Source organism: Bradyrhizobium canariense, from assembly GCF_018130465.1.
Taxonomy (GTDB): domain Bacteria; phylum Pseudomonadota; class Alphaproteobacteria; order Rhizobiales; family Xanthobacteraceae; genus Bradyrhizobium; species Bradyrhizobium canariense_C.
This window is the reverse complement of record NZ_JAFCKJ010000008.1, coordinates 44,354-58,507: the sequence shown is the minus strand read 5'-3', so window position 1 is coordinate 58,507 and position 14,154 is coordinate 44,354. Positions and strand designations below refer to the sequence as shown.

Sequence of the window (14,154 nt, the reverse complement as noted above, 5' to 3'; positions counted from 1 at the left end):
TGTTCGGGGCGAAAGGGCCGACCCGAATCTCATCGAATTCGGCCCAGAATTTCCCCATAAGTTACTGGAACTACATGAATATCGTCATTGTGGAGTCGCCGGCGAAAGCCAAGACGATCAACAAGTATTTGGGCTCGTCCTACGAGGTTCTGGCCTCGTTCGGCCATGTCCGCGACTTGCCCGCGAAGAACGGTTCCGTCGATCCCGACGCCAATTTCAAGATGATCTGGGAGATCGACCCCAAGGCGGCCGGCCGGCTCAACGACATTGCAAAGTCCCTCAAGAACGCTGATCGCCTGATTCTCGCCACCGACCCTGATCGCGAGGGCGAGGCCATCTCCTGGCACGTGCTGGAGGTGCTGAAGGAGAAGCGCGCGCTCAAGGACCACAAGATCGAGCGCGTGGTGTTCAACGCCATCACCAAGCAGGCGGTCACGGACGCCATGAAGAATCCGCGCCAGATCGACGGCGCGCTGGTCGACGCCTATATGGCGCGCCGCGCGCTGGACTATCTGGTCGGCTTCACCCTCTCCCCCGTGCTGTGGCGCAAGCTGCCAGGCGCCCGCTCGGCGGGCCGCGTGCAGTCGGTGGCGCTGCGGCTGGTCTGCGACCGCGAGCTCGAGATCGAAAAGTTCGTCGCGCGCGAATACTGGTCGCTGATCGCGACCCTGCTGACGCCGCGCGGCGATGCCTTCGAGGCCCGTCTCGTCGGCGCCGACGGCAAGAAGATCCAGCGCCTCGACATCGGCACCGGCGCGGAAGCCGAGGATTTCAAGAAGGCGCTGGAAGCGGCCGCCTACGCCGTCACCTCCGTCGACGCAAAGCCCGCGCGGCGCAATCCGCAGGCGCCCTTCACCACCTCGACGCTGCAGCAGGAAGCCAGCCGCAAATACGGCTTTGCGCCGGCGCACACCATGCGCATCGCGCAGCGGCTCTATGAAGGCATCGACATCGGCGGCGAGACCACCGGACTCATTACTTATATGCGTACCGACGGCGTGCAGATCGATCCGTCCGCGATCACCCAGGCGCGCACGGTGATCGGCGAGGATTACGGCAACGCCTATGTGCCGGACGCGCCGCGCCAATACCAGGCCAAGGCCAAGAACGCCCAGGAAGCCCACGAAGCGATCCGGCCGACCGACATGTCGCGCCGCCCCGACAGCATGAGCCGCAAGCTCGATTCCGACCACGCGCGACTCTATGAACTGATCTGGAAGCGCACCATCGCGAGCCAGATGGAATCGGCCGAGCTGGAACGCACCACGGTCGACATCACGGCGAAGGTCGGCGGCCGCACGCTGGACCTGCGCGCCACCGGCCAGGTCGTCAAGTTCGACGGCTTCCTCGCACTTTATCAGGAAGGCCGTGACGACGAGGAGGACGAGGACTCCCGCCGCCTGCCCGCGATGAGCGCGAACGACGCGCTGAAGCGGCAGTCGCTCGCCGTCACCCAGCACTTCACCGAGCCGCCGCCGCGCTTCTCCGAGGCCTCGCTGGTCAAGCGCATGGAAGAGCTCGGCATCGGCCGGCCCTCGACCTATGCCTCGATCCTCCAGGTCCTCAAGGACCGCGGCTACGTCAAGCTCGAGAAGAAGCGCCTGCACGGCGAGGACAAGGGCCGCGTCGTGGTCGCGTTCCTCGAAAGCTTCTTTGCCCGCTACGTCGAATACGACTTCACCGCCAATCTGGAAGAGCAGCTCGACCGCATCTCCAACAACGAGATCTCCTGGCAGCAGGTGCTGAAGGATTTCTGGACCGGCTTCATCGGCGCGGTCGACGAGATCAAGGATCTGCGCGTCGCGCAGGTGCTCGACGTGCTCGACGACATGCTGGGACAGCACATCTATCCGCCCCGCACCGATGGCGGCGACATCAGGCAATGTCCGAGCTGCGGCAACGGCCGGCTCAATCTCAAGGCCGGCAAGTTCGGCGCTTTCGTCGGCTGCTCGAACTATCCGGAATGCCGCTACACCCGTCAGCTTGCTGCCGACGGCGAGGCCACCGCCGATCGTTCGCTCGGCCAGGATCCCGACACGGGCCGTGACGTCTGGGTCAAGGCCGGCCGGTTCGGGCCCTACATCCAGCTCGGCGAGGCCAAGGATTATGCCGAAGGCGAGAAGCCCAGGCGCGCGGGCATCCCGAAGGGCACCTCGCCCGGCGATGTCGAGCTCGAGCTCGCGCTCAAACTGCTGTCGCTGCCACGCGAGATCGGCAAGCATCCGGAGACCGGCCAGCCGATCACCGCAGGTCTTGGCCGCTTCGGGCCGTTCGTGAAGCACGAGAAGACCTATGCCAGCCTGGAGGCCGGCGATGAAGTGTTCGACATCGGCATCAACCGCGCGGTGACGCTGATCGCGGAGAAGATCGCCAAGGGCCCGAGCCGCCGCTTCGGCGCCGACCCCGGCAAGGCGATTGGCGATCATCCCACCCTCGGCACCGTCACGGTGAAGGGCGGCCGCTACGGCGCCTATGTCACGGCGGGCGGCGTCAACGCAACGATCCCGAGCGACATCGAGAAAGACGCCATCACGTTGCCGCAGGCGATCGCGCTGATCGACGAGCGCGCGGCCAAGGGCGGCGGCAAGAAGCCGAAGAAGGCGGCGAAGCCGGCCAAGGCCAAGGCGAAGAAGCCTGCCGACGGCGATGCCGCGCCAAAAACCAAAAAGCCGGCCGCGAAGAAGGCGGCCAAACCCAAATCGGAATCCACCAGCAAGGCGCGCGCCGCCGTGTCGTCGTCGGCCAAGACTTCGGCCATCAAGACGTCACCGACCAAGGCAGCTGGCGCCAAAGCTCCGGCCAAGAAGAGTGCCGGCACCAATTAGAGGCTAAGTGAAACGCAAGAATGACCGTGGCTTTCCCGACAGAGCAGCCATCGTCGCCTTCATCAAGGCAAATCCCGGAAAGGTCGGAACCCGCGAAATTGCGCGCGAGTTCGGCCTGAAGAACGCCGATCGCATCGAGCTCAAGCGCATGCTGCGTGAGCTCGCCGACGACGGCCTCGTCAAGAAAAAACGCCACGCGATCTCAGAGCCGGACAGCCTGCCGCCGACGCTGGTCGCCGACATCACCGGCCGCGACGCCGACGGCGAGCTGGTCGCCTCCCCCACCGAATGGGACGAGGTCGAAAGCGGCGAACCGCCAAAAATCCTCATCACAATGCCGCGCCGGCCAAAGCCCGGCACCGCGGCCGGCGTCGGCGATCGCGCGCTGCTGCGCGTCGAGCGCGCCGACGAGACCGAAGGCCCGGCCTATCGCGGCCACATCATCAAGGTCTTCGACAAGACCAAGAGCCGTATCCTGGGCGTCTTCCGCAGCCTGCCCGAAGGCGGCGGACGGATCATCCCGGTCGACAAGAAGTCCGCCGACCGCGAGCTGAACATCGCCCCGACCGAGATGCACGGCGCGCAGGACGGCGATCTCGTCAGCGTCGACATCATCCGCTCGCGCGGCTTTGGGCTGGCGTCAGGCCGCATCAAGGAGAAGCTCGGCTCGGTCAAGTCGGAGAAGGCGATCAGCCTGATCGCGATCTACGCGCACGACATCCCGCTGCAATTCCGCCCCGCGGCAGAGCGCGAAGCCGAAGCGGCGGAGCCGGCCAACCTGAAGGGGCGCGAGGACTGGCGCGACGTCCCGCTGGTTACCATCGATCCGCCGGATGCCAAGGATCACGACGACGCGGTCCACGCGCAGCCGGACGACGATCCCAACAACAAGGGCGGCTTCATCGTCGACGTCGCCATCGCCGATGTGAGCTTCTACGTGCGGCCGGGCACCGCGCTCGACCGCGACGCGCTCGACCGCGGCAACTCGGTCTATTTCCCCGACCGCGTCGTGCCGATGCTGCCCGAGCGCATCTCCAACAATCTCTGCTCGCTGGTGCCGGGCGAGCCGCGCGGCGCGCTCGCGGTGCGGATGATCATCGCCCCGGACGGGCGGAAACGCTCGCACAGCTTCCATCGCATCCTGATGCGTTCGGCGGCCAAGCTGAGCTATGCCCAGGCGCAGGCCGCGATCGACGGCCGGCCGGACGACACCACCGGCCCCCTGCTCGATCCGATCCTGCGGCCGCTCTATGCGGCCTATGCCTGCGTCAAGCGCGCGCGAGACGAGCGCGATCCGCTCAATCTCGATCTGCCCGAGCGCAAGATCCTGCTGAAGAGCGACGGCACGGTCGACCGCGTCGTCGTGCCCGACAGGCTCGACGCGCACAAGCTGATCGAGGAGTTCATGATCCTCGCCAATGTCGCGGCAGCCGAGATGCTCGAGAAGAAGTCGCTGCCGCTGATCTACCGCGTGCATGACGAGCCGACCCTGGAAAAGGTCCACGCGCTCGCGGAGTTCCTGGAGACGCTGGACGTTCCGTTCGCGAAGGGCGGCGCGCTGCGCCCTGCTTTGTTCAACCGCGTGCTGGCGCAGCTCGAAGGCCACGACCACTTTCCGCTGGTGAGCGAGGTCGTGCTGCGCGCGCAGGCGCAGGCGGAATATTCCTCGGAGAATTACGGTCATTTCGGCCTGAACCTGCGCCGCTACGCGCATTTCACCTCGCCGATACGCCGCTATGCCGACCTCGTCGTGCACCGCGCGCTGGTCCGCGCGCTCGGCCTCGGCGAAGGCGCGCTGCCCGACAGCGAGACGCCGGAAACCTTAAGCGAAGTCGCAGCCCACATCTCGGTGACCGAGCGGCGCGCGATGAAGGCGGAGCGCGAGACCGTCGACCGCCTGATCGCCCATCACCTCGCCGACCGCATCGGTTCGAGCTTCCAGGGCCGCGTCTCCGGCGTCACGCGCGCCGGCCTGTTCGTCAAGCTCGCTGAGACCGGCGCCGACGGCCTGATCCCGATAAGGTCCCTCGGCACGGAATATTTCAACTATGACGAGGGCCGCCACGCCCTGGTCGGCACGCGCAGCGGCACCATGCATCAGCTCGGTGACGTCGTCGACGTCCGCCTGATCGAAGCAGCACCCATCGCAGGCGCACTGCGCTTCGAGCTATTGTCCTCGACCGGCGAGACCGCGCCGCGGGGCCGCAGGTCATCCGGTCCGCAACGCCGCCCCTCGTTCAAGGCGCAGCCCGGACGCAGCCCGGCGAAGAAGCACAAGCCGGACAAGCCGAAGAAGCCCGGTAAGGGCAAAAAGACCAAGGGCAAAGGCAAGGGCCAGAAGGGCAAGGCATGGTGAGCACGGCGGCAAAGATCTGGACCCGCGAGACCGGCCTCGTCGAGAAACGCGACGTCTGGACTGCCATGAAGCGCGGCTTTCGCGGTCGCTGCCCGCGCTGCGGCGAGGGAAAGCTGTTCCGCGCCTTTTTGAAGACGGCGGACAATTGCTCAAAATGCAGCCTCGATTTCACGCCGCATCGCGCCGACGATTTGCCCGCCTATCTCGTCATCGTCATCGTCGGCCACATCGTGGTGCCGAGTATTTTGTGGATCGAGACCAACTACACCACGCCGGTCTGGATCAGCTTCGCGGCCTATCTGCCCTTCACCTTCGTCGCCTCGCTCGCACTCCTGCAGCCGGTGAAGGGAGCCGTGGTCGGATTGCAATGGGCTCTGCGCATGCACGGGTTTGACGAGAACCCGACCGATGGTATTCCGCCGGTGTAAGCAAAATAAACAAGAAGCGGTTTGGGTGAGGACATGACGGATACGTCGCAGGCAGCCGACAAGGCCAAGATCCACGAGGGCAAGGAAGCCGACCACCATCCCTATTTCCGCCCACGGGATGCGGCGACACTGATCCTGGTCGATCGCAGCGGCGCAACTCCAAAAGTCCTGGTCGGCAAGCGCCACGACAACGTGGTGTTCATGCCCGGAAAGTTCGTCTTCCCCGGCGGCCGTGTCGACAAGGACGACTATCGCGTGCCGTGCGCGGCGCCCGTCACCGCCGAGCTGGAAGCCAATCTCGCCAAGGGCAGCCCGAAGACGCCGGCCTCGCGCGCGAAGTCGCTGGCGATTGCCGCGATCCGCGAGGCCTGCGAGGAAACCGGTCTCTGCCTCGGGCGCAAGATTCAAGACAAGGCCGAGGGCAAGGCTAAACTCGAAGGCGCCTGGAAGCCATTTGCGGACGCGGGCCTGCTGCCCGATCCCTCCAGCCTGTTCCTGATCGCGCGCGCGATCACCCCGCCCGGCCGCGTCAAGCGGTTCGACACGCGCTTCTTCACGGCTGATGCCTCCGCGATCACCCACCGCGTCGACGGCGTGATCCATGCCGATGCCGAGCTTGTCGAGCTGGTCTGGGTCGAGCTCGGCTCAAAGCCGCTCGCCGATTTGCATCCGATGACGCGCAACGTGCTCAACGAGCTCGACATGCGCCTTGCCACCGGCCCGCTCCGCCACGATGCGCCGGTGCCGTTCTTCCATTTCTACGGCGGCAAGATGCAGAAGGATATTTTGAGCTAAGTCTCAGCGATTTGCACACGCAGGGCCGCACCTCTGAACGCGCGGTCTTCGCTGCCGCCTTGTCCGTGGCCGATGGCCCAATGCCGGGGCCACGAAAGCTGCTCCAGCCCTTGCGCCGACGCAGCGGTGAAGGACGACCAACGGAGAGAGGCGTGATGGCGGTACAGAAGACCGCCGGGACCCATATCCGGATAGAGGGTGACGTGAATATCGAAACTGTCGCCTGCTGGAAGATCAGGTCCAAACCAATAGGACGGACTGCGCCCCGGCGCACGACCAATAATGGCTGTCAGAGTTTGCTTGGGTCCCCGGAGCCCAAGCCAGAATGGCGCGATCGAACCAGGCGCGAAGGCCGTCAAAATCGTCTGGGCTGATGCGACATCGCTCGCGGCGCTTTGTCCCGTCAGTCTCAGCTCGATCCGACCTCCGCTCTGCACAATTCCGCTGAACGGCGCTTCAACATCTCCGAGCGGCAGCTCTCTCCACCGGGCGGGATCAGGGTCAGGCAACGGCCATTCCATCCTCTCCCTGACGACGCCGTCGACATCGAGCACCTGATAACGCAGGCCTTCCTCGTCAAGCGCTGCTTGAACGCAATGCAGATACTCGACGCCTTCCGGCATCCTGTGAGCCGTTCCCGCGCCCGCAGTGCAAATCTGCAGGACGCCGCGATGCGCCTGCACATCGAAGGCGAGGATGTGGCTGCACAGATAGGCAAGCACGTTTTCGTTCACCAGGATGTCCCAAAACGGACGGGAATATTCGTGGCCGATCTCGCGCTGATACGTCCCCGTAAAGCCGTTGATGGGAAACACCGGGTGATGGCCGAGGACCAGTCTATGTCGGGCATCGCCATGGTCTCTGAGCGTTGCTTCCAGCCACGCGAGCTCGACATGGCCCTCACCGCCAAGGCCGCTCCACAGCGTGTTGACGAACACCATCAGGAGGTCGCCGCGCCGCACGAAGTAGGAGAGACCCGCCTGCCCGGGCGGCCCATTGTTCGGCAGCTCCAGCACCGCGCGAAACACCGCCTCGCTCATCACATCATAGGTCGTGTGATTGCCGGTCGTGTGCCACATCGGAGTGGCCGTACGGTCGAGCCATGCCATTTCCGTGTCCAGCCAATATCGCCATTGCGCGCGCAGCGCGGCCGGATCCGGCGTCAGTCCGATGATTTCATCGCCCGGAAAGAGAATGAATTCGGGCTGCGGTCTGAGGCGTTGAACGATCGCGTTGACCGAGGCGAAGGTCTTTTCGTGCGGTGCCCCCGGTACGCCCGAGCAGGAGTCGCCATACAGGAGAAATTGATGGCCCTTGCCGCGCGATAGAATTGCAGGGATAGAATGATTCGTAGAGGTCATGGCCTTCCATCGCATTGATCAGCCGCGAGGATGGCAATTTCCGGAACGGGTAGCAACAGGTCGTGGCTGGACCTTAATCGGCATCAGGCTCGGTGCCGACATAGTCGCGCGCCGGCAGCTTGAGGACGCGGCCGATCTCGTTTGCGAGGCTGTTTGCCTCTTCGCGCCTGGTGAAGCTCATCAACGTAATCGGCTCGGTGCCCCTGTTGCCGCAGAGATTGACGTCATAGGCCGTCAGCTCCGGATCGCAGTCGTCGGTGATGCTGATGAAATGATAGTCGGCGAGATCGCGATGCTTGCGAATATTCAGCGGGCCGAACTGCCTGGTGATGACGATCTGGCGCAGCGTCTCGTTCAGCACGACGAAATAGCGGAAGGTGAGCAGGATGACGCCGGGGATGCCGACGAGCAGCCCGAGCCCCGTGAACACCAGCACCGGCACGAGATCGTCGGCGAGCCTTCCGAAGCCGGAGAAATCCTGGCGCAGGCCGAGCGCGACATTCCACAGCAGATAGCCGCTCGCCGCCAGCAGCGGCAGCGACAGCAGCCGCCCGACCCAGGGCATGGGCCGGTCGATGCGGACGATGCTGCCGTCCACGCTCATTGCACCTGCCATCGAAGGTCTCCTCGGGAGCGAAAGTCATGGCTTGGTCGGGGCGAGCGGCAGATCGGTTCGATGGGACTCCTCCGCCCTTCCGGGCGCGGCCCGGGATGACGCGAATGTGCTGAGCGGCCACCGAAAAACAAAATATTCTTCCCGCCTCCCCCGATGGCGGAGTTCCGCGGCGTGCCTATGTCTTCCCGAACGACACAAAGAACGGACACCGGGCGATGGCACAACGGCAACTCAAGCTTGGCGCGTTCATGCGCCCGATCAGCATCCATACCGGCGCCTGGCGCTATCCCGGAGCCTGGCCGGACGCCAATTTCAATTTTGGTCACATCAAGACGCTGATCCAGAAGCTCGAGGCCGGCAAGTTCGACGCCTTCTTCATGGCCGATCACCTCGCCGTGCTGAACATGCCGGTCAACGCGCTCAAGCGCAGCCACACGGTCACGTCGTTCGAGCCGTTCACGCTGTTGTCAGCGCTGTCCGCCGTCACCGAGCGGATCGGCCTGATCGCGACGGGCTCGACCACCTTCGACGAGCCCTATCACGTCGCCCGGCGCTTCGCCTCGCTCGACCATCTCAGCGGCGGGCGGGCCGGCTGGAACATCGTCACCACCTCGAACCCGGATGCGGCGCTGAATTTCGGCCTCGACGATCACATGGAGCACGCCGAGCGCTACAAGCGCGCCCGCGAGTTCTACGACGTCGTCACCGGCCTGTGGGATTCCTTCGCCGACGACGCCTTCGTGCGCGACGTCGAAAGCGGCCTGTTCTTCGATCCCGCGAAGATGCATGTGCTCGACCACAACGGCAAATATCTGAAGGTGCGCGGTCCCCTCAACATCGCCCGCCCGGTGCAGGGGTGGCCGCTGATCGTGCAGGCCGGCGCATCCGAAGACGGCAGGCAGCTCGCGGCAGAGACCGCGGAAGCCGTGTTCACCGGCGGCGGCAGCCTTTCTGACAGCCAGAAACTCTATGCCGACATCAAGGGCCGCATGGAGAAGGTCGGCCGCGACCCCGAGCACCTCAAGATCCTCCCCGGCGCCTTCGTCGTGGTCGGCGACAGCGTCGACGAAGCCAGGGAGAAGCGCGCCCTGCTCGACAGCCGCGTGCACTACGACAGCGCCATCGCCTCGCTCTCGGTCATCCTCGGCACGGATGCCTCCGGCTTCGATCCTGATGGACCGCTTCCCGAAATCCCAGAGACCAATGCCAGCAAGAGCGGCCGCCAGCGCATGGTCGATCTCGCCGCCCGAGACAAGCTCACGGTGCGCCAGCTCGCCCAGCGCGTCGGCGGCTATGGCGGGCTGTCCTTCGTCGGCACGGCCAAAACTATCGCCGACCAGATGGAGGAATGGCTGGTCGGGCGCGGCTCCGACGGCTTCAACATCATGTTCCCGTTCCTGCCCGCCGGCCTCGACGATTTCGTCGACAAGGTCGTGCCGGAGCTGCAGCGGCGCGGGATTTTCCGCAAAGAGTATGAAGGGCCCACTTTGAGGGAGAATCTGGGCCTGCCGCGGCCGAAAAACCGGTTCTTCGAGGGGTAATCGGGCCGATTTGAGCGCTTTTCGACCCGTAAAATCTTGACATCAGGCGGTTTCTGGCTAGGTTGCCGGCCAACGCGGGCCATTTGGCCGGCTCCAGATTCCCTTCATTCCTGAGGTTCTGAACATGGCCAAAGCGGTCACCATCAAGGTCAAGCTCGTGTCCTCGGCCGACACCGGCTTCTACTACGTCGCCAAGAAGAATTCGCGCACCATGACCGACAAGCTGGTCAAGAAGAAGTACGATCCCGTCGCGCGCAAGCACGTCGAATTCCGCGAAGCCAAGATCAAGTAAGAAGATCAAGTCAGATCGCGGATAGACTGAAGAACTTTTGCGGGGCCCTTTCGGGCCCCGTTTCATTTTGTACCCTCCTCTCTCGTGTCCCGGACGCGCTGCAGCGTGCAACGCTGCTGCGCAGAGCCGGGACCCGGAATGCAATACGGCACGCGGCGGAGACATGGGCCCCGGCTCTACAGCCGCACCGTCGAAGTGACGCTGCGCGGCGCCCGGGGCGCGAGAGCTGAGCTCTGCGGGGCGAGTCATCGGCAGATATTCTATCAACCCCCGGTTGCTCACTTCGAAATGCATGTTACCGTGCACTTACCGGCACGGCATTTCCGTCCCGGCATTGGAAGGACATGGTCATGAGATTCTCATCAAGCCTTGTCGTGCCTTCAGCCGCCGCTGCCTTGTCAACCGTCTTGCTGTGCGCGCCGGCAGCGTCGCAAATCCCGACTGGATCCGCCGCTACGATTCCACCTGTCACGGTCGACGCGCCGAAACAGGTGGCAAGGCCGCACGTGTCGGAGCGGGGAGCAAACACAACGGCGCCGCGTCGGACTGCGTCAACCGATCGAACGTCAACCGCGCGCACGCCTTCGTATGCGCCGGGTTCTGTGATGGGGAGGATTGCCAGCCTGGAGAAAGTCGCCAGCAGCTGCAACGGTGGCTGTGCATCAAGCTTCCCACAAGGCAAGGAGCCCTGGGTTGGATGCAGCGAGTCGGGCGGCAACATAGAATACGGACCTTTCTCGCCGACCTGCCGAGACACCATCACTCACAAATCCTATCTGGACTGCGTCGAGACCAAAACGTTCCTGGGCGAAAACCGAAACAAGGCTCACTGGTTGTGCAGCAGTCTGGCCGCCGGCAACAGGTTCAAGGTCGCCGATCTCAAGCGGCCAGGACGCGCGCGTTAGTCCATACCGCCCGCTGGTCGCGCACGAGCACGTCGGATTCAGCGAAGGCCAAGACCAAACAGGATCGCGGGATAGACTACAGAATTTCGACGGGGCCTTCTGGGCCCCGTTTTGAGTGCTCTCGTGTCCCGGGCGCGCTGCAACGCGTAAGCGTTGCTGCGCAGAACCGGGACCCAGAAAGCCGCACAATAGAACGCTGAGACGTGGGCCCCGGCTCTGCAGCGCACCGCTGAAGAAGCGCTGCGCTGCGTCGGGGGCACGAGAGCTGAGCCGGCAGTCCCCCAGCGGCGGAGCAAGTGTGACCCACCTCAAAGAGCCCAATGAAAGGATTCAATATCTCCAGCGGGATCGTTCAATGAATTTGGTTGATCCCCGTGAAGAGCCATTTGCCGTTGCTGGATCCGCTGCGCTTCTGGGCGGCTCTCGGCGTCGCCATTTTTCACCAGATGTTCTGGTCCTGGGCCTGGGTTTCGATTGACGTCCCGGGTTTCGAGCGCACCGTCGCAGCCGATGTTCTCTACCCGTCCGCCGCACCCTTCACATGGTTCGGCTGGGTCGGCGTTGAAATCTTCTTTGTCATCTCCGGTTTCGTCATCGCGAATTCCGCCAGCACATCTTCGCCGGGCGAGTTTCTTCTTGGTCGCGCACTCAGGATTTATCCGGCGGTCTGGGTTTGCGCCACCGCGACCCTCCTCGTTCTGCTTCTCTTTGGCAGTGGACCGGCATCCGAATTCATTCTGCCCTACATCCACGCCATGCTGATGGTTCCCAAGGGAGTCACGGGTCAATGGCTTGACGAGGTCTATTGGACGCTGGCGGCCGAGACGGCGTTTTATGGCCTCGTGTTCTGCGCAATGCTCACGAAGAAGGTCACCCTGCGGCACCTGGCCTGGGGTCTCACCATCTACAGCGCAATATTCAATGCCGTCGCGCTGCTGGTAGCGTCCTGCACGACGCCATCCGACCTGCCCTATCTCGTCATTCTGATGTTTCGGGTGCCGTGCGCTGCATTCCTGTTGAGCCATGGCTGCTTCTTTGCGCTGGGCATCTGGCTGTTCATATCCGCGAACAGAGAATTGACGAGGCTCGAACAGGTCGCCGTTGCCGTCACGTGTCTTTCGGGCGCAGCGGAAATCTACTTTTTCGCCTCCTTCTTCTTGACGTCCATCCCCGCCGTCTCGGATCAATCGGCTCTTGTGCCGATCACGGTCTGGGCGGCCGCGGTGCTCCTCATTGCTATTGCCGCGAAGCGAAGCAGGCGCTCTGCGGGCACAGCTTCTCCCGAAGCACCGCCCTATTTGAGAACGCTCGGACTGATCACCTATCCGCTCTATCTCACGCACAACGTCATTGGCACCGCGATCATTCGTGCCCTGGTCCAGGCCGGACTGGATGCCACCTCGGCCGTCTGGATCGCGCTGGGCCTGCTGGTGCTGGTCTGCTGGTTCATCTGCGCGAAGATCGAGCCCGTCGTCAGAGGCGCGCTGACACTGACCGTCGCGTATTTCGGAAAGCTGCCGGAGAGACAGCCGAAATCGAGACGTCCGGCGTTGGCTCCGGGGCTGCGCCTTCCGCTGCCCGTTTCGGTCAAGGTGAAGGTCGCGGCGTCCTAGCCGCGCTCTCACAAGAGCTCTGCTGCCCGCAAGGCCGTCAGCAAGACCGGTGCCGGCGACTGTGACGGGCAGCCTCCATGTCACCCCTCGGCCACGAGTTGACCCTGAGGGACGTTGATCCTCATCAAGCAGCGAAGCAACGCAGTCCTCTACGCTCAAACTATCGGGCAGGAGCGCACCATGCTTCCCTTCACGCTTGAGCAGTTCCTCAGCGTCTTCGCGGCCTACAATACGGCGATCTGGCCCGCGCAAGTTTTTGCTTATACGCTTGGAGCCATCGCCGTGGCCGCCCTTTTCCGGAAAGGCCGTGCCTCTGATCGCGTTGTCTCAGCCGTCCTCGGATTGATGTGGCTGAGCACCGGTATTTTCTATCACGGCGTCTTCTTCTCCTCGGTAAACAAGGCCGCGTTCGCCTTTGGCGCCTTGTTCGTCATAGAGGGCGTGGCACTGCTCTACACGGGTGTCGTCCGCGGCGGACTTCGCTTCGCGATGAGTTTCGGGATTCGAGCGGTGATCGGCGCGGGGTTTATTCTCTACGCATCTCTCATCTATCCGATGATCGGAATTGCAACGGGGCATTCTTGGCCGTCGTTACCAATGTTCGGTGTAGCGCCTTGCCCTGTTACCATCTTCACTTTCGGTCTGTTACTTATGACGCCCGACCGCTTGTCCTACTGGCTTCTGGTGATCCCCTTCATCTGGTCAATCATCGGCGGGAGCGCAGCTATCTTCCTGGACGTTCGGCAGGATTGGCTGCTTCTGGTTAGCGGTTTCATTGCCGTTCCGATCGTCGTCGTCGGGAACCGACATGCACCTGCCGTACATGCCGAGACGAGATTGACGCCCTCAACCGAAATGAGCCCATGATTGCAACGAGTGGCAGCGACCGCGCGCCCATGTTGGAAAGCTACTTCCGAGAATGGACGGCTTGGCATGCCTTCAGGCAACAGGATTTGGAAGGCAGTTATTGCAGGATTGTGCGGAAGCATCGCGCATTCGCTGCTGATGTACTTCAAGTTTTGGGCTGGACTACTTCCATCATTCCAGCCCTACGAAAGTTTCCAGACGACGCTGAGCCATGTGACCGGCACGGCAATCCATCCAGTCGTGCCGTGGCTACTTTCATTCCTGAATGGCTCAACCTTCGTCAGTCTCGCCTTTGGACATCTCTATCGATGGCTGCCAGGCAATATCGGAGCGATCAAAGGAATGGCATACGGCGTGCTCGGATGGGCGACCATGGGGTTGGTGTTCTTTCCCATGATCGGGCTTGGATTTTTCGCAGTGCAGGCCGGACTTGGCATTTCGCCAGCACTGTTCTCGCTGGCGATGCTCCTGACTTACAGCGTAATCCTGGGCATCGTTTACGACGCACTCAATTCCTGACTTGTTCGAATATGAGACCAGGCATATGACCGCTCC

Annotated in this window: 11 protein-coding genes; 9 read left to right on the top strand and 2 right to left on the bottom strand. The window is 63.3% G+C overall.

Annotation, left to right across the window (positions count from 1 at the left end; genetic code table 11):
- Positions 1-74: 74 nt before the first annotated feature.
- From topA to JQ591_RS21265, 4 genes are read left to right on the top strand one after another with little or no spacing between them, the layout of a single operon-like run.
- On the top strand, positions 75-2,825 hold the full coding sequence (topA, locus tag JQ591_RS21280; RefSeq protein ID WP_211397953.1) for a type I DNA topoisomerase: 2,751 nt from the start codon (positions 75-77) through the stop codon (positions 2,823-2,825).
- A gap of 7 nt (positions 2,826-2,832) precedes the next feature.
- On the top strand, positions 2,833-5,181 hold the full coding sequence (rnr, locus tag JQ591_RS21275) for a ribonuclease R (protein ID WP_211397952.1): 2,349 nt from the start codon (positions 2,833-2,835) through the stop codon (positions 5,179-5,181).
- Positions 5,175-5,609: a DUF983 domain-containing protein gene (locus JQ591_RS21270; RefSeq protein ID WP_211397951.1), complete on the top strand. Its 435-nt coding sequence runs from the start codon at positions 5,175-5,177 to the stop codon at positions 5,607-5,609. The genes rnr and JQ591_RS21270 overlap by 7 nt, the downstream gene beginning before the upstream one ends.
- A gap of 33 nt (positions 5,610-5,642) precedes the next feature.
- A complete protein-coding gene (locus JQ591_RS21265; RefSeq protein WP_211397950.1) occupies positions 5,643-6,404 on the top strand; it encodes an NUDIX hydrolase in 762 nt (253 codons plus the stop codon).
- Here the strand turns inward: JQ591_RS21265 and JQ591_RS21260 are convergent.
- A complete protein-coding gene (locus tag JQ591_RS21260) occupies positions 6,401-7,765 on the bottom strand; it encodes a metallophosphoesterase family protein (protein ID WP_211397949.1) in 1,365 nt (454 codons plus the stop codon). The genes JQ591_RS21265 and JQ591_RS21260 overlap by 4 nt on opposite strands.
- Before the next feature lie 73 nt (positions 7,766-7,838).
- Positions 7,839-8,381 (bottom strand): hypothetical protein, encoded by a 543-nt coding sequence (locus tag JQ591_RS21255; protein WP_211397948.1) that lies wholly within the window; start codon positions 8,379-8,381, stop codon positions 7,839-7,841.
- A 215-nt stretch (positions 8,382-8,596) separates the two neighbouring features.
- On the opposite strand from JQ591_RS21255, the gene JQ591_RS21250 reads away from it, so the two are divergent.
- The 5 genes from JQ591_RS21250 (at position 8,597) to JQ591_RS21230 (ending at position 14,118) form a co-directional block, all read left to right on the top strand.
- Positions 8,597-9,922 (top strand): LLM class flavin-dependent oxidoreductase, encoded by a 1,326-nt coding sequence (locus JQ591_RS21250; protein ID WP_211397947.1) that lies wholly within the window; start codon positions 8,597-8,599, stop codon positions 9,920-9,922.
- Positions 9,923-10,046: 124 nt separating this feature from the next.
- Positions 10,047-10,214, top strand: coding sequence for a 50S ribosomal protein L33 (gene rpmG / locus JQ591_RS21245; protein WP_007603295.1), 168 nt, complete (start codon positions 10,047-10,049; stop codon positions 10,212-10,214).
- 1,297 nt (positions 10,215-11,511) lie between these two features.
- The gene (locus JQ591_RS21240) at positions 11,512-12,732 is read left to right on the top strand and encodes an acyltransferase family protein (protein WP_249137433.1); all 1,221 of its coding nucleotides are present in this window, start codon (positions 11,512-11,514) and stop codon (positions 12,730-12,732) included.
- Between the two features lie 114 nt (positions 12,733-12,846).
- Positions 12,847-13,599 carry a DUF6064 family protein gene (locus JQ591_RS21235; protein ID WP_249137431.1) on the top strand — a complete coding sequence of 251 codons (753 nt, stop codon included), beginning with the start codon at positions 12,847-12,849 and terminating at the stop codon, positions 13,597-13,599.
- Positions 13,600-13,665: 66 nt separating this feature from the next.
- Positions 13,666-14,118, top strand: a complete 453-nt coding sequence (locus JQ591_RS21230) for a DUF6789 family protein (RefSeq protein ID WP_211397946.1) — start codon at positions 13,666-13,668, stop codon at positions 14,116-14,118.
- Positions 14,119-14,154 lie beyond the last annotated feature (36 nt).

Bases quoted from the DNA above. Each gene is read 5' to 3' on its own strand.
- topA (WP_211397953.1), top strand. From the start codon at position 75: ATGAATATCGTCATTGTGGAGTCGCCGGCGAAAGCCAAGACGATCAAC.
- JQ591_RS21270 (WP_211397951.1), top strand. From the start codon at position 5,175: ATGGTGAGCACGGCGGCAAAGATCTGGACCCGCGAGACCGGCCTCGTC.
- JQ591_RS21265 (WP_211397950.1), top strand. From the start codon at position 5,643: ATGACGGATACGTCGCAGGCAGCCGACAAGGCCAAGATCCACGAGGGC.
- JQ591_RS21260 (WP_211397949.1), bottom strand. From the start codon at position 7,765: ATGACCTCTACGAATCATTCTATCCCTGCAATTCTATCGCGCGGCAAG.
- JQ591_RS21255 (WP_211397948.1), bottom strand. From the start codon at position 8,381: ATGGCAGGTGCAATGAGCGTGGACGGCAGCATCGTCCGCATCGACCGG.
- JQ591_RS21250 (WP_211397947.1), top strand. From the start codon at position 8,597: ATGGCACAACGGCAACTCAAGCTTGGCGCGTTCATGCGCCCGATCAGC.
- rpmG (WP_007603295.1), top strand. From the start codon at position 10,047: ATGGCCAAAGCGGTCACCATCAAGGTCAAGCTCGTGTCCTCGGCCGAC.
- JQ591_RS21230 (WP_211397946.1), top strand. From the start codon at position 13,666: ATGCCTTCAGGCAACAGGATTTGGAAGGCAGTTATTGCAGGATTGTGC.